Raw genomic sequence first — 14808 nt, forward strand, 5'->3', positions numbered from 1 at the left:
TCACTCCGGCAGGAAGTCCGGTACCGAAAGGTAACGCTCGCCGGTATCGTAGTTGAAGCCGAGCACGCGGCTGCCCTCGGGCAGTTCCCCAAGCTTCTGGGCGATCGCCGCCAAGGTGGCGCCGGAGCTGATGCCTACCAGCATGCCTTCCTCGGTGGCGCAGCGACGCGCCCATTCCTTGGCGTCGGCAGGATCGACCTGCAGCGCGCCGTCGATCGACTGCGTATGGAGATTCGCAGGCACGAAGCCGGCGCCGATGCCCTGGATCGGGTGGGGGCCGGGCTGGCCGCCGGAAATGACCGGAGAAAGCGTCGGTTCAACCGCATAAGCCTTGAGCGAGGGCCAGGACTTCTTGAGCGTTTCCGCGCAGCCGGTGAGATGGCCGCCGGTGCCGACGCCGGTGATCAGCACGTCGATCGGGGTTTCAGCGAAGTCGGCGAGGATTTCCTTCGCAGTCGTCTCGACATGGATCTCCACGTTCGCCGGGTTCTCGAACTGCTGCGGCATCCACGAACCGGGGATGGTCTCCAGCAGTTCCTTGGCGCGCTCGATCGAGCCTTTCATGCCCTTTTCACGCGGCGTCAGGTCAAAACTGGCGCCATAGGCCAGCATCAGGCGGCGACGCTCGATCGACATCGATTCGGGCATCACGAGCACCAGCTTGTAGCCCTTGACCGCGGCGACCATGGCAAGGCCGATGCCGGTGTTGCCCGAAGTCGGCTCGACGATAGTACCGCCGGGCTTCAGGGTGCCATCGGCCTCAGCCGCTTCGATCATGGCCAATGCGATACGGTCCTTGATCGAGCCGCCGGGATTGGTGCGCTCTGCCTTTACCCAGACTTCGTGGTCCGGGAACAGGCGCGAGAGGCGGATGTGCGGCGTGTTCCCGATCGTGGCGAGAATGCTGTCGGCCTTCATTGTTCAAGCTCCCATCGTGGTGAGAAAGTTCGGGCGCGGCGGATCTCGGGAAAGGTCCAGGCCCAGATTGCAGTGATGACTATGGCAGCGCCGCCGCCGAAAACAACAGCCCCGGTCGCGCCGAGCAGGGCTGCCGCGATGCCGGATTGCATTTCGCCGAGTTCGTTCGAGGCCGATATGGCAAGGCCGGATATGGCCGAAACCCTGCCACGCTTGTCGTCCGGCGTGCGCAGTTGCACCAGCGAGCTGCGGATGAAAACCGAAACCATATCCGCCGCGCCGAGCAGCGCCAGGAAGCCCAACGATACCACGAAGCTCCGTGAAAGCCCGAAGCCTACCGTCATCGCTCCGTATGCCGCCACCGAAAGCAGCATCTTCACGCCGACATCCTTGGCGAGCGGCCTGAACGACAGCATCACCGCGACGATAGCGGCCCCGGCTGCGGTGGCGGCGCGCATCTGTCCAAGCCCTTCGGGGCCGACGTGGAGGATGTCTCGTGCGAAGACCGGCATCAGCGCCGTCGCCCCGCCGAGCAGCACCGCGAAAAGGTCCAGCGTGATGCAGCCGAGCAGGAAGCGCTCTTTCCAGATGAAGTGGAATCCATCGACGATCTGACGAATCGGATGATCGCGGCGGGCTTCCTTCGGTACCGGCGGCAGGTTGCGGATGTTCGTGATGCTGAAAGCGGCCAACGCCATCAGCACGGCAGCTATCCAATAGGGCGTTGCGTGGTGCCGCGCGAAGAGGAAGCCGAAGGCGGCGGGGCCGATGATGGTGCCGGCCTCGATGGCGATCGAGTTGAAGGCGATGGCGCGGGGGATGAGTTTGACCGGCACGATGTTCGGCGCGATCGCCGTCATCGATGGGCTGACGAAGACCCGTGCAATGCCGTGCAGCGCCGCGAAGACGTAAAGAACCGGCAGGCTGCGCAAGTTCATTTCGGTGACGAGCGCAAGGCCGATGGCGACCAGCACGTCCACCGACATGGCGATCCCCGCAACCTTGCGCCGGTCGAACCTGTCGGCGATGACCCCCGCGACCGGGGTCAGCAGGAAGATCGGCAGGAATTGGGCGAAGCCCAGGAGGCCCAGCTGGAACGAGGCTTCCGCGATCGACATGCCGTAATCGGAGCGGGCGACATCATAAAGCTGATAGCCGATGATGACGACCATGCCGGTCGAGGCGAATACCACCGCGAACCGGGCAAGCCAGAACTTGCGATAATCGGCGATGCGCAGCGGGGATGTCGGTTCGGAAGACGCCGACGGGCTGGGGGTCTCTGTAGTGCTCACGGATGGCTGCATGGCAGCATGTCAAAGCATTGCCAAGACATGCTGCTTATGAGAATTTTTTGCAGCTTCGCGTTTTCGTTCAGTAGGTGAACCGCGCGGTAAGGCGCACGTCGCGACCGGCGATCGGCACGAAGTCCCGCGTTTCCGAAGCGGCGAGGCGACCCGTTACGTCCAACAGGTTGTCCGCCGCCAGGATGAGCGAGAGCGGACCCTGTTCACCCCAGGGGCGCCAGGTCGCGCTGGCGTTTACCAGAGTGAAGGCGTCGGTCGGATTCTCGTTCTCGGTCACGCGGGTCTGCTTCGCGTTCCATTCCACCTCGCCGCGCAAGGTGAAAGCGGACGAATCGAATTCCAGCCCGCCGCGAGCGCGCAGCGGCGGGATGCGGGGCACGGGGCCCATGTCGACCAGACGCGCACGAGTATAGTCCACGCCGCCATCGGCCTTGATCGCCTTGTCGCCGCCCCACCGCGCGAACGTCACGCCGCCTTCGGCCTCGATGCCTCGGAAGCGGGCAGGGGCCTGGAGGTACTGGTAGACCGGGAAGTCCTCGATCACTTCTCCCGTGGGAACGGCGGTGATGAAGTTCGAGAAGTTGGTGCCGAACACCGTTACCGAACCCGCGATATCGCCACCATTGTAGCGGAGGCCGGCTTCGATGCCGTCGCTCTTCTCCACCTTGAAGTTCGGATTGCCGCGCTCGTAGGACTGGGTGGCGTCGTGCATGCCATCGACGAAGAGTTCCTCGGCCGATGGCGCACGCTCGCCGTGGGAATAGTTGACCGATAGCGTGACGGTATCGGTAGGATGCCAGGCCACGCCCGCCACACCGGCATATTGGTCGAAGTTGCGACGCTCGCTGGTGGGCACGGTGCGGATCTGCGTATTCTCGTAGCGCAGCGCGCCTTCGAGGTCGAACTGCCCCACTTCCAGACGTTGTAGAGTGAACACCGCGAAGCGATCGGTGTTGTTGTTGGGCAGCAGCTTTTCATCGCCGGAAATGTCGAGTTGCGAGGACGAGAACTGGACACCGCTGGAGCCGCTCCAGATGCCGCGCCGGTTCTGGTCCGCCTGAAGCCTGACTTCCATGGCTTTGTTGTGGAACTGCGTGCCGATCTCGCCGCCCTCGATTTCGGCATGCTCGTAGTCCCCGAAAGCGCCACGCACTTCGAGACGCTTCAGGAAGCCTTCGAGGTTGAGCCCGGCGCGCAAGTCCACGCGGGTCTGCCGCAGGGAAATGCTGGTCGCTTCGGGATCGGCCGAGGGGCGGGGCGGAATGCCGTAATCGTTGGCGAGGCGCTGCACCGAGACGCCGATATCGCCACCGTCATCGATGAAGGCCAGGCCGCCGCCGAAGGTCCAGCCTTCGGTGCCGCTGTTTGCGATCTTGCCGCGCTGGTTGGCCTGTGCGGTCAGCGTCGCTGCGCCGGTAAGGTCACCGGCGTCCGCCAGAGCGCTCGCCTGCGCCAGGGTTTGCGCGCGCAGTTCCGGCGAGAGCACATTGCCGCCGACATGAAGGTCGTCGCTGTGGAAGTAGGACGCATCCAAGTGCGCGACGAGGCGACTCGCCAGGCGCACATTGGTGGCGATACCGCCGTTCACCATGTTTGCGGCACTGCCGAAGGAGCCAAGCGCGTCGAGGGTGAAAGCCTTGTCAGGCACTTGCCGGGGAATGCGCTTGTCGATGGCGTTCACCGCGCCGCCCGAAGGATCGCTGGCATAGAGCAACACGCGGGGACCGTGAAGAACTTCGATGCGATCGACGTTCAGCGTATCGAGGGAAACGGCATGGTCGGCCGAAACCGAAGAGGCGTCGAGCGAGCCGATGCCATCGAGAAGAACCTGCACGCGCGGGCCGTCGAAGCCGCGAAGGACGGGGCGGGATACGCCCGGCGCGAAACCGGTGCTGGAGACGCCCGGCAGGCTCGCCAGCATCTCGCCGATCTGCGGCTTGAGGTCACGGGTGAGCGCTTCGCCGGACAGGATGACAGGCGCCGCGATCGGATCGGCGTTGCCCGATATCAGGCGACCGGTGACGATGATTTCCGGCCCGGCTTCCTGCGGATGATTGCCCTCGTTATCGGCAGGCGCGACATTTGTCCCAGGCGCGGTTTGCGCGATGGCGGTTCCAGGAAGGAGGGCAAGGCTGGAGCTGAGGGCACTGGCCGCTGCCAGCAGGGCGATTCGGGCTACCGGAAAGTTCATGTCGCCTCGCTAATTGCGAGGATATAACATATCAATGCTGAAGTGTTTCCATACGGCGGATCGTTCCCAGTGTGCGACGAGCCGATTTTACTGGGTCAGCGGCGCGGACGAAGGCGCGGGTTGGGCTGAACGGTGTCCACCAGCTTGAGGAAATCGTCGATGCGAATGATACGCTCGAACTGGAAACCCGCGCGACCTTCGTGAGACCAGATCATGTGCGCTTCGATCCGTCCCACCACGGGCAGGCGCATGACCAGACGCTCGCCACGATCCAGCGGTAATTCGCCCTGGGACATGAAACCCTGAGCCGAAAGATTCACGATGTGGAGATGCAGGTCGCCAAGCTGGCGGTGTTCCGCAATCACTTTGTGCTCGACAGGATGCCGCGCCGCGCGACGTTTGTCGGTTACAGTGAGCTGCGCTCCTGCAGTCATTTCCTTAGCCCCTATTCTGACCGTGAGCCGGAACGGTGCATCAAAATGGCAAAGAAACGGTAAACCTGTTCACTTCTGCGCGCAGGAAGGCGGCAAAACGTGCCTACCTGGCGGCAGAACGCCCCGGTTCCGGGAACCGAGGCGTCTTAGCTTGTCCGAATGCGCTTCCCCGGAAGGGCTGCGTGGCGCTTATGCGGACTTCAGGACCGCGTGCTTCTTCTTGCCGAGGCTGAGCTTGCGCGAGGCGCCGGGCGACACTTCGATCAGGAAAGCCGGATCGTCCATCGTCACGTCGTCGATCTTCACCGCACCTTCGGCAATCTTGCGCTTCGCTTCGCCATTGGAGGCGGTGAAGCCCAGTTCGGTAAGTGCCGCGCCCAGGCGAATGCCGTCTGCGGGCACTTCCAGGGTCGGCAGGTCTTCGCCCAGACCGCCGCCTGCGAAGGTGGTTCGCGCGGTAGCTTCCGCGGCGACGGCGGCGTTCTCGCCCCGACACAGCTTCGTCACTTCATTGGCAAGGACGACCTTGGCGTCGTTGATCGCCGCGCCCTCCAGCGCTTCGAGACGCACGATCTCGTCAAGCGGCAGATCGGTGAACAGGCGCAGGAACTTGCCGACATCGCGGTCGTCGCAATTGCGCCAGTATTGCCAGAAATCGTAGGAAGGCAGCATTTCCTCGTTCAGCCACACCGCTCCGGCAGCGGTCTTGCCCATCTTTGCGCCGTCGGCGGTGGTGAGCAGCGGCGTCGTCAGGCCATGGACTTCCTTGCCGTCCATCCGGCGCGTCAGTTCCATGCCGTTGACGATGTTGCCCCACTGGTCCGAGCCGCCCATCTGCAGAAGGACGCCCCGTTCCTTGTTGAGGTGGCGGAAATCATAGCCCTGGAGGATCATGTAATTGAACTCCAGGAAGGTCATAGGCTGCTCGCGTTCCAGGCGCAGGCGCACCGAATCGAACGAAAGCATGCGATTGACCGTGAAGTGTGTGCCCACTTCCTGAAGAAGCTGGATGTAGCCGAGTTGGCCCAGCCAGTCCTGATTGTTGACCATCACGGCATCGGTCGGCCCGTCGCCGAACTTCAGCAGGCGCGAGAAGACCGAGAAGATGCCCTTGATATTGTCGGCAATCGTTTCGTCCGACAGCATCTTGCGGCTCTCGTCGCGGCCGGTGGGGTCACCGATGCGCGTGGTGCCGCCGCCCATCAGCACGATCGGCTTGTGGCCGGTCTGCTGGAGGCGGCGCAGCATCATGATCTGGACCAGACTGCCGATGTGAAGCGACGGCGCCGTAGCGTCGAAGCCGATATATCCAGGCACGACCTGCTTGGCGGCAAGAGCGTCGAGGCCCTCGGCGTCCGTCATCTGGTGGATGTAGCCGCGCTCTTCGAGCGTGCGGAGCAGGGATGAATTGTAGGTCATGATGGCCCAGTGCTTCTTGGCTTGGATGGATCGGAGGGGCCGCCTAGCACGGGGGGCGCACAAGATGAAGCGGTTGGTCGCCGGCCTCCGCATTTCGGCCGAATCCGGATTGCCAAGATCCGGCTGCGGCCTCTAGGCAGCAGGCATGGCCGACCTGACCTGCCACCCGGCACATCCTCCCGCCCTTGTCCGCTCGATCGAGACCCGCGTGATCGGGTTCGACGCAAGCTGGCTGCGCATCCGCTGGCGCATACTCGGCGCGCAGAAGCTGGTGACTCCGTCCTTCGCCGGAAAGGGCAGGGCGAACGACCTGTGGCAGACCACTTGCTTCGAACTGTTCCTCCAGCAACCGGGCGGCAGCGGCTACATCGAGTTCAATCTCTCCCCTTCCGAGCGCTGGAACGCCTACGATTTCTCCGCGCGGCGCGAAGGCATGACGGAAAGGCCGATGCCGCGAGAGCCGGAATGCACGATGCGCAAGGGCTCGGACATCGCCGTTTTCGATGTCGCCATTCCCGCCGCCGGCCTGCCGGAAGGCCAACTGTACGGCGCGCTTACGGCGGTGATCGAGGAAGAGGGCGGGGTGAAAAGCTATTGGGCCATGCTCCATACGGCCGATGCCCCGGACTTCCATGATCCGGCTTGCTTCACGGTTCCGCTTGCGGCACCCACCGCCTCATGAAATTCGGTATCGATCGCCTGCTGGCGGACCCTGAACTGCGCAAGCCCCTGGAAGGTCGCCGCGTTGCGCTTGTAGCCCATCCCGCGTCGGTGACCGAGGAGCTCGTGCACTCGCTGGATGCCCTGATTGCGGCCGGCATCAATGTGACGAGCGCCTTCGGTCCGCAGCACGGGCTAAAAGGCGACAAGCAGGACAACATGGTCGAGACCGCCGACGAGCGCGATCCGACTTACGGCATTCCGGTCTACAGCCTCTACGGGGAAGTCCGTCGGCCCAGCGCGGCGATGATGGAGAGCGCCGATGTATTCCTGTTCGATCTCCAGGATCTCGGCTGCCGCATCTACACTTTCGTGACCACGCTGCTCTATCTGCTGGAGGCGGCGGAAAAGCAGGGCAAGATCGTGTGGGTGCTGGATCGCCCCAATCCCGCCGGCCGCCCGGTCGAGGGGCTGACATTGCTACCGGGGCAGGAGAGCTTCGTAGGCGCCGGACCGATGCCGATGCGCCATGGATTGACTCTGGGCGAGATGGGACGCTGGTTTATCCGGCACTTCAAGCTCGACGTGGATTACCGCGTCATTGCGATGGACGGCTGGGAGCCGGAAGGCGCAGGGCATGGATGGCCGCTGGACCGCGTGTGGATCAATCCCAGCCCCAATGCCGCCAACCTCAACATGGCTCGCGCTTATGCCGGTACGGTGATGATCGAAGGCGCCACGCTTTCGGAAGGCCGTGGCACCACTCGTCCGCTCGAAGTGCTGTTCGGCGCACCGGATATCGACGCCAAGGCCGTACTGGCGGAGATGCAGCGCTTCGCTCCGGAATGGCTGGCGGGCTGCGCCGTGCGGGAATGCTGGTTCGAGCCGACTTTCCACAAGCATGGCGGAACCTTGTGCAGCGGCTTGATGATCCATGCCGAAGGCAAGTTCTACGATCATCACGCCTTCCGTCCGTGGCGCCTCCAGGCACTGGCGTTCAAGGCGATCCGCAACCTCTACCGGGATTATCCGATCTGGCGCGACTTCCCGTACGAATACGAATTCGAGCGTCTGGCCATAGACGTGATCAACGGTGGACCGGGCCTGCGCGAATGGGTCGATGATCCGGCCTCGCTTCGGGCCGATCTCGATGACGCTGCTCGGCGGGATGAAGCCGCGTGGAAAGCGGAAGTGGCAGACCTGCAGCTCTATTGATTGCGACTAGTCACCCTTTCTTTCGCGTCAGTTCCCGCATGGCGGCGTCCAGGCCATCCAGGGTCAGCGGGAACATGGCGCCGCCCATGATGTCGCGGATCATGCGGGTCGAGGACGAATAGTTCCACTGGATTTCCGGCGTGGGATTGAGCCAGACGGTGGCCGGATAGGTCTGTGCCACGCGGCCGAGCCAGGTCGCGCCGGATTCCTCGTTCATGTGCTCCACCGAGCCGCCGGGATGGCTGACTTCGTAAGGGCTCATCGCCGCATCGCCCACGAAGATCACCTTGTAGTCGTGCCCGAACTTGTGAAGCACGTCCCAGGTCGGCATGCGCTGCGACCAGCGACGGCGGTTGTCCTTCCAGACGCCTTCGTAGAGGCAGTTGTGGAAGTAGAAGAACTCCATGTTCTTGAACTCGGCGCTCGCGGCGCTGAACAATTCTTCCATGAGTTCGATGTAGGGATCCATCGATCCGCCGACGTCGAGGAAAAGCAGGACTTTCACCGCATTGTGCCGTTCGGGGCGCATGCGGATATCCAGCCAACCCTGCCGGGCCGTGCCCTGGATCGTCTCGTCGAGGTCCAGTTCCTCCGCTGCGCCTTCACGGGCGAAGCGGCGCAACCGGCGCAGCGCGACCTTGATGTTGCGCGTGCCGAGTTCGCGAGTGTTGTCGAGATTGGCGAATTCGCGTTTTTCCCAGACCTTGACCGCGCGGCCATGCCTGCCTTCACCGCCGATGCGGATGCCTTCCGGATTGTAGCCCGAATGGCCGAACGGCGAGGTGCCATTGGTGCCGATCCACTTGTTACCGCCCGAGTGCCGTTTTTCCTGCTCTTCCAGACGCTTCTTGAGCGTTTCCATGATCTCGTCCCAGGAACCGAGCCCTTTGATCTGCTCCATTTCCTCGTGTGAGAAATAGCGTTCGGCAACCTTGCGGAGCCAGTCCTCGGGTATCTCGACGGGCTGCTGGCCGTAGTCGGTCAGCACGCCCTTGAAGACTTTCTGGAATACCTGGTCGAACCGATCGAGAAGGCCCTCGTCTTTCACGAAGGTGGCGCGGCTCAGGTAGTAGAACGCCTCGGGCGTGCGCTCGATCACCTCACGTTCCAGCGCCTCCAGGAGCACGAGATGCTCCTTGAGGGACGCCGGTATGCCAGCGGCGCGCAGCTCTTCCACGAAGTTCAGCAACATGGGACCTCTTGATCGGTACGAAAAGAACAAGTCTTGCCCGTCCATACCCCAGGCCGCACGCCACGGGAAACGCCTGCCCGATCTTCAAAGGGTAAGGGGAGAGATGGCACGCTGCGCGTTTCTGGTTCGGGGGCGATGGACCAGCGCCACCAGCACGAAGGATATATACATCAGCAGATACCATGCGCCGAGCTTGCCCCAGTGCACCATGGCCCAGCCATGCTTTTGGCTTGGGTAGATCCAGGCGCGCGAGAAAGTGGCGAGGTTTTCCGCGAACCATATGAACACAGCAACCAGGAACCAGCCGAGGAGAAGCGGCATCCACCGGTCTTCCCGCCAGACCCGAAACCAGATGCGGGTGCGCAGGAAAAGAACGCCGAGCACCGCGAAAAGCGGGATGCGGAAGTCGGGCAGCCAATGGTGCGCGAAGAAATTTACGTAGATCGCCACGGCCAGCGCCACCGAGATCTTCTCCACCGGATAGCCGGTGAACCGGAAATCGAAGATCCGCCAGACGCGGGCGATATAGCTACCCACGGCGGCGTACATGAAGCCGGAGAACAGCGGCACCTCTCCGATCCGCAGGAAGCTGGCCTCGGGATATTGCCACGAGCCATGCGCCGTCTTGAACAGTTCCATCACGGTGCCCACCAGATGAAATGCCAAGATGACCTTGGCTTCGTCCAGCGTTTCCAACCGCAAGGCCAACATGGCGATCTGGATCGCGAGTGCCGCGCAAGTCAGGAAGTCATAGCGGGCGAAGGCAGCCTCGGCAGGATAAAACAGGTGCGTGGCCAAAAGCAGGGCGAGCAGAAGCGCTCCGAACAGGCAGGCCCAGGCCTGCTTGAAGCCGAACAGCAGGAATTCGTATATCCACGCAACCACACCGGGACGCGGTTCGAACGCCTCCAGCCGGGCCCGGATCGATGCGAAACGGGTATGCGCAGTGACCGGCACTTGCCCGGAAGGCGTCGTCACGCCGCGGGCGGCGGAGGTGGCTGCCGCGGCCAGCTTTCGAGCGCGGCGTCGAAGATCGCCCAGTCGGGCGCTTCATCGGTCCAGATCACCGCGTCCGGTCGCAGGCCGTGACCCACATCCAGCGCACCGAGACGAAAAGTCATCAAATGCGACCGGGCCGAACTTTGCGCGTAGATCTGCGTTCCGCAATTCGGGCAGAAATGGAAGGTGAGGGTATTGCCGCTCGCCGAATCCCAGGTTGAAGAGCCGAGATCGCCTTCGATCGAAACGTCCTCTACCTTGAAGATCGCGTTGTTGGTCGGTCCCCCGGCGGCGAGCTGCTGGCACTGGCGGCACCAGCATTGGCGCGTGGCAACGGGCTCACCCGAGAGGTTCAGCGATATGGATCCGCAGGCGCATCCGCCCGCATAAGGTGCCGTCATGACAATCAGTTCCCCCGGCGCGCCATGAAGGCGAGCCTTTCGAACAGCATGACGTCCTGCTCGTTCTTGAGCAAGGCTCCGTGCAGAGGCGGTATCGCCTTCGTAGCGTCCTGGTTCTGGAGCACGTCCAGCGGCATATCTTCGCTCAGGAGCAGCTTGAGCCAGTCCAGCAGCTCGCTGGTGGAAGGCTTTTTCTTGAGGCCGGGCACATCACGAAGCTCGTAGAAGATTTCCATCGCCCGCGTGACGAGCGCCTTCTGAATGCCGGGGAAGTGGACGTCTACGATCGCCTGCATCGTCTCGCGGTCGGGAAACTTGATATAGTGGAAGAAGCAGCGGCGCAGGAACGCGTCCGGCAGATCCTTCTCGTTGTTCGAGGTGATGACGACGATCGGCCGTTCGACGGCGGCGACATGCTCGCCGGTTTCGTAGACGTCGAAAGCCATGCGATCGAGTTCGGCCAGAAGGTCGTTGGGGAATTCGATGTCGGCCTTGTCGATCTCGTCGATCAGCAGCACCGGCAAGCGAGGTGAGGTGAAAGCCTCCCACAACTTGCCCTTGCGGATGTAGTTGTTGATGTCGTGTACGCGCGCATCCCCCAATTGGCCGTCACGCAGGCGGCCGACCGCGTCGTATTCGTAAAGCCCCTGATGCGCCTTGGTCGTGGACTTGACGTTCCAGGTGATGAGCGGGGCGTTCAGCGAGGCCGCGATCTGCTCTGCCAGCACCGTCTTGCCGGTGCCGGGCTCTCCTTTCACCAGAAGCGGTCGACGCAGCAGAACGGCGGCATTGACCGCAACCTTAAGGTCGTCGGTGGCGACGTAGCTGCTGGTACCTTCGAAACGCTGTGAATTGGAGGTTTTATCGTCCACGCTCATCCGTAATCATCCCAAAAACACTGAATTTCCGCCAATCTCATCCATGATTGTTTGTCGCCGTGCATGCACGTAAATTTGACGCATATTTGATGGCTAGGCGTGAAGAATATGGCAAAAAACGCTGAAGGACGCCCCACTTACAACCCGCGCGGGCCAAGTTGCCCGAGGGTGTGCACTGGCGGGGTGTAGATACGCAAGTGCATTTAGGATATCGGCGCGGGAAGCGCGGGGGCGTTTGGTCGGTGCGTCGGTGCGTCGGCGCTTCGGAGTTGGCTACAGGCAAGCACCGCTAGGCCCGGCTGATGACGAAATTTTGGAAGGCACACTCTTGTTTGCCGCCGCGATCAAGGCGGCCGGTGTGCACGTAGAGGCGGCTCGGCGCGAGGAACGAGCTAGCGCGGACGGCGCGCCGCCCACGCTCGCGACTGCGGTCACGTCTTATCTGATGGTCCGCGATACCCGTGACCGGGCTTTGCGCGGGGCGAATGCCCGGCTCTCCGGGCGCGATATTCTGGGGCGCTGCGTCATCGGGGGGCGCGAAAGGCACGTGACGCGGCTACGATCCTGCCGTTGGCGGCAATCCCCTTGCATGAATTATGCGAGGCAGATTCGATGTCATGGCGAGACGGTCTGGCAGGAGGAGCTACGACGCGCAAACGCATTGTGCCTTACGCGCTACGGCACTCAAGCATTGTGCGCGGCATTCGTGCGGGTCTGCCTCTGCAACTGGTCGCGGCACTGCATGACACATCCGTTTCTATGATTGAGCGTCATTAGGGCGATTCATCGCGGACGGCCTTGATGACATGGCTGCGAGAGCTGTGGTTCCACTGTTACCTACGGCTTGAGACTGCCACCTGCGATCATTAAAACGGGCGGGGTAGGGCGGCAGAGGGATCGTCGAAGATTGCCGCAAAAATGGCGTATTCTCGAGCGCAATCGGCGTGCGCGACGTGTTCTGGCGGAATTACGTGCCTCCCTGCACGGAAAACATGTGATTGCCGACATGGTGGCGTTAGCCCTTGCCCCAGCGCGATAAGCCCGCTCGCAGAAACGATCTGCCGGGGCTACCAGTGATGATGTGCAAATGGCTTATCATGTATCTGCCTCATTCTCGGCGTTAGTACGGCAGACCGTGATAGTGCTTTGCCAATGGTCGTGCAGGGCCTTGATCTCGCCGCTGGTCAGGATAGGCATGACCTCGCTGAGTTCGGCATCACTCCAGTCCCACCATTGCATTTCAAGCAGCAACGCGATGTCGGACGGATCGAAACGGTGCCGGATGACTCGCGCCGGATTTCCGCCGACGATCGCGTAAGGCTCCACATCGCGTTTCACCAGAGAACGCGAACCGATGACTGCGCCATCGCCGATCCGTACACCCGGCATGATCATCGCTTCCGAACCGATCCACACATCGTTGCCGATGACCGTGTCACCCACCGGACGATAACCGTTTTCCGCAGCGGAGAAGGCAGGTACGTCGGGCATCCAGAAGAAGAGAAAGCTGCTGATCCAATCGTGTCGGTGCCCCTGATTTCCAGCCATGATGAAGGCTGCACCCGAGCCGATCGAGCAGAAGCTGCCGATGATCAGTCGATCTACACCCTTTTCGGTCAGGAGAAAACGAGCGCAATCATCGAATCCGTGTCCGTGATAGTAGCCTGAGTAGTAACTGTAGCGTCCAACGATGATGTTGGGATTAGTAACTTGACGGTCGAGGGTAATGCCCTTGAAGGGGCTTTCGAAGATTTGTGTCATGACATCTACCATGAATGCGAACCGATTGCCGGCGGCCAGCGCGCGGAAGCACGCTCCGGCTCGCTGATCTAGCGAACCGGCATGGGCGCTTCCGGCCATTTGGCGCGGAAGCCGCTTCAGCTGATACAGTAAGCGGACTTCATCGTGTGATGATGATCGGTACATACGAGCCTTTGCAAGTTCCTTCTTGCATAAGCGGGCATTCATGAAGTCTCGCTACACAACAATCAGGCAATTTCCGACGCTTCAAGCTGGAAATCCCTGCCGTAAACTTCGGTCGGCCGCCATCATATGTTTCTGAAAGATTGAGATCAAAGCTTCTTACGAAGAAAAAGCCGCTTTTGGCCGATGGGATGATCGTCGATTATGGCGAATACCTCAAAGCCCAGCTTATCATAAAATCCGCTAGCCTGAAATTCGAATGTGTCGAGCCAGATCCCGATGCAATCGTTGGATCGAGCGATATTTTCAGCTTGTTCCACAAGGGCTTTGCCATAGTTCTTGCCGCGATATTCTAGCGGAATGGCAAGCATTTCTATAATGAGCCAGTCATAGGCGCACTGGCCCCAAAGCCCTCCTACAGTGTCACCCATCTCATTGGTTAGCAACACGGCGATGGGCCGAATACACGGATCACCCGCACGCATTATGTTGTGAGCGTGTAGGGGCCTGAAAATCGCTTCGTATTCAGCGTCGGAGGGATTTTGAGATGTTTTGATAAGCAACGTCATGACGTTAGCATATATTGAAGTGCTTGATCCGCAACGACTGAGCGGGGCGTATCGCCTGAATCAATCGAAGGTTGAACCACACTTAGTCCTACCGACAATCAGGTGTTTTCCGGCACGGCCGGTTTCGGGAGCCTGCCTCAAGACACTGAGCGACTGACAAGGGCGCGTTGCTTCTAGGCAGGTCTAGAGCAGGCAAACGGCCGGTCTTCGCACAAGGGGGTGTTCGCGGGCCCCGGCCAGGCGGCGTATTTTGGTCGACGTCGGTAGGTGCCGCCATCTCCAGCTCTGCTTGGCGTCGATCAGAGCATCCTGCCATGAGCAGTCGGTCGATCTACGCACAAAACGACGCGATGCAGGTCATCGTGCTGCCATCGATCTCGAACTGCCTGCGCGCCTTAGCCTTACTACTCATCCTGGCTTTGCGACGCTGGCGTAGTTTCCGACTTCAACTTCCCCTCCTTTGCGACAGGAAGAAGCGCATCATTTCGCGCGAGGCGTCCGGCCCCCGAGGGTCGGTGTAGGACGCGAAGGCACTTCCGCCCGACCATTCATGGCCGCTTCCGTGGATGGTCCAGTCCTCGAGCAGGATGTTGCCGCCTGACAAGCGGTAGAGCTTGCGAGTGAAGTCCCGGCCCTTGCCGGATTTCCCGTAGTACGTGCGCGAAACCAAGGGGCCGGGCTGCGATCGCTCCAGCGTATTGAGGA

Annotated in this window: 13 protein-coding genes and 1 pseudogene; 2 read left to right on the plus strand and 12 right to left on the minus strand. The window is 61.6% G+C overall.

Going from position 1 to position 14808, the window contains the following annotated elements; all coding sequences use genetic code 11:
- The 5 genes from cysK to tyrS all read right to left on the minus strand — a co-directional run bounded on the left by cysK (position 1) and on the right by tyrS (position 6266).
- Positions 1–918 carry a cysteine synthase A gene (cysK, locus tag RT424_RS15255; protein ID WP_313440009.1) on the minus strand — a complete coding sequence of 306 codons (918 nt, stop codon included), beginning with the start codon at positions 916–918 and terminating at the stop codon, positions 1–3.
- Entirely contained in the window at positions 915–2222 is a 1308-nt protein-coding gene (locus tag RT424_RS15260; protein ID WP_313440012.1) for an MFS transporter, read from the minus strand. The genes cysK and RT424_RS15260 overlap by 4 nt, the downstream gene beginning before the upstream one ends.
- 67 nt (positions 2223–2289) lie before the next feature.
- Positions 2290–4413 (minus strand): TonB-dependent receptor domain-containing protein, encoded by a 2124-nt coding sequence (locus RT424_RS15265; protein WP_313440015.1) that lies wholly within the window; start codon positions 4411–4413, stop codon positions 2290–2292.
- A gap of 95 nt (positions 4414–4508) precedes the next feature.
- Positions 4509–4847 (minus strand): PilZ domain-containing protein, encoded by a 339-nt coding sequence (locus RT424_RS15270; RefSeq protein WP_313440018.1) that lies wholly within the window; start codon positions 4845–4847, stop codon positions 4509–4511.
- Between the two features lie 189 nt (positions 4848–5036).
- On the minus strand, positions 5037–6266 hold the full coding sequence (gene tyrS / locus RT424_RS15275; protein WP_313440021.1) for a tyrosine--tRNA ligase: 1230 nt from the start codon (positions 6264–6266) through the stop codon (positions 5037–5039).
- A gap of 145 nt (positions 6267–6411) precedes the next feature.
- Here tyrS and RT424_RS15280 point away from each other — a divergent pair, with 145 nt between their 5' ends.
- Both RT424_RS15280 and RT424_RS15285 read left to right on the plus strand, forming a co-directional pair.
- On the plus strand, positions 6412–6948 hold the full coding sequence (locus RT424_RS15280; protein ID WP_313440023.1) for a DOMON-like domain-containing protein: 537 nt from the start codon (positions 6412–6414) through the stop codon (positions 6946–6948).
- The gene (locus RT424_RS15285) at positions 6945–8141 is read left to right on the plus strand and encodes a DUF1343 domain-containing protein (RefSeq protein ID WP_313440025.1); all 1197 of its coding nucleotides are present in this window, start codon (positions 6945–6947) and stop codon (positions 8139–8141) included. Before RT424_RS15280 ends, RT424_RS15285 begins: the two co-directional genes overlap by 4 nt.
- Positions 8142–8151: 10 nt before the next feature.
- Here RT424_RS15285 and RT424_RS15290 read toward each other — a convergent pair whose 3' ends face one another.
- From RT424_RS15290 to RT424_RS15320, 7 genes and pseudogenes are all read right to left on the minus strand, one after another.
- The gene (locus RT424_RS15290; RefSeq protein ID WP_313440027.1) at positions 8152–9333 is read right to left on the minus strand and encodes a VWA domain-containing protein; all 1182 of its coding nucleotides are present in this window, start codon (positions 9331–9333) and stop codon (positions 8152–8154) included.
- A gap of 84 nt (positions 9334–9417) precedes the next feature.
- Complete coding sequence (locus RT424_RS15295; protein ID WP_313440030.1) at positions 9418–10311, minus strand: DUF817 domain-containing protein; 894 nt, start codon at positions 10309–10311, stop codon at positions 9418–9420.
- Positions 10308–10733 (minus strand): GFA family protein, encoded by a 426-nt coding sequence (locus RT424_RS15300; RefSeq protein ID WP_313440033.1) that lies wholly within the window; start codon positions 10731–10733, stop codon positions 10308–10310. Before RT424_RS15300 ends, RT424_RS15295 begins: the two co-directional genes overlap by 4 nt.
- Positions 10734–10738: 5 nt before the next feature.
- Entirely contained in the window at positions 10739–11611 is an 873-nt protein-coding gene (locus RT424_RS15305; RefSeq protein ID WP_313440036.1) for a MoxR family ATPase, read from the minus strand.
- Positions 11612–12706: 1095 nt separating this feature from the next.
- Positions 12707–13372 carry a type B chloramphenicol O-acetyltransferase gene (gene catB / locus RT424_RS15310; RefSeq protein ID WP_313440047.1) on the minus strand — a complete coding sequence of 222 codons (666 nt, stop codon included), beginning with the start codon at positions 13370–13372 and terminating at the stop codon, positions 12707–12709.
- A 311-nt stretch (positions 13373–13683) separates the two neighbouring features.
- On the minus strand, positions 13684–14103 hold the full coding sequence (locus tag RT424_RS15315) for a GNAT family N-acetyltransferase (protein ID WP_313440039.1): 420 nt from the start codon (positions 14101–14103) through the stop codon (positions 13684–13686).
- A gap of 445 nt (positions 14104–14548) precedes the next feature.
- Positions 14549–14808: pseudogene (locus tag RT424_RS15320) on the minus strand (esterase); the annotation flags it as partial.

This window comes from Novosphingobium sp. (assembly GCF_032093395.1).
Taxonomy (GTDB): Bacteria; Pseudomonadota; Alphaproteobacteria; order Sphingomonadales; family Sphingomonadaceae; genus Novosphingobium.

What these genes read in the sequence shown, in the direction of transcription:
- cysK (WP_313440009.1), bottom strand. Translation starts at nt 918, where the DNA reads ATGAAGGCCGACAGCATTCTCGCCACGATCGGGAACACGCCGCACATC.
- RT424_RS15260 (WP_313440012.1), bottom strand. Translation starts at nt 2,222, where the DNA reads ATGCAGCCATCCGTGAGCACTACAGAGACCCCCAGCCCGTCGGCGTCT.
- RT424_RS15265 (WP_313440015.1), bottom strand. Translation starts at nt 4,413, where the DNA reads ATGAACTTTCCGGTAGCCCGAATCGCCCTGCTGGCAGCGGCCAGTGCC.
- RT424_RS15270 (WP_313440018.1), bottom strand. Translation starts at nt 4,847, where the DNA reads ATGACTGCAGGAGCGCAGCTCACTGTAACCGACAAACGTCGCGCGGCG.
- tyrS (WP_313440021.1), bottom strand. Translation starts at nt 6,266, where the DNA reads ATGACCTACAATTCATCCCTGCTCCGCACGCTCGAAGAGCGCGGCTAC.
- RT424_RS15280 (WP_313440023.1), top strand. Translation starts at nt 6,412, where the DNA reads ATGGCCGACCTGACCTGCCACCCGGCACATCCTCCCGCCCTTGTCCGC.
- RT424_RS15285 (WP_313440025.1), top strand. Translation starts at nt 6,945, where the DNA reads ATGAAATTCGGTATCGATCGCCTGCTGGCGGACCCTGAACTGCGCAAG.
- RT424_RS15290 (WP_313440027.1), bottom strand. Translation starts at nt 9,333, where the DNA reads ATGTTGCTGAACTTCGTGGAAGAGCTGCGCGCCGCTGGCATACCGGCG.
- RT424_RS15300 (WP_313440033.1), bottom strand. Translation starts at nt 10,733, where the DNA reads ATGACGGCACCTTATGCGGGCGGATGCGCCTGCGGATCCATATCGCTG.
- RT424_RS15305 (WP_313440036.1), bottom strand. Translation starts at nt 11,611, where the DNA reads ATGAGCGTGGACGATAAAACCTCCAATTCACAGCGTTTCGAAGGTACC.
- catB (WP_313440047.1), bottom strand. Translation starts at nt 13,372, where the DNA reads ATGACACAAATCTTCGAAAGCCCCTTCAAGGGCATTACCCTCGACCGT.
- RT424_RS15315 (WP_313440039.1), bottom strand. Translation starts at nt 14,103, where the DNA reads ATGACGTTGCTTATCAAAACATCTCAAAATCCCTCCGACGCTGAATAC.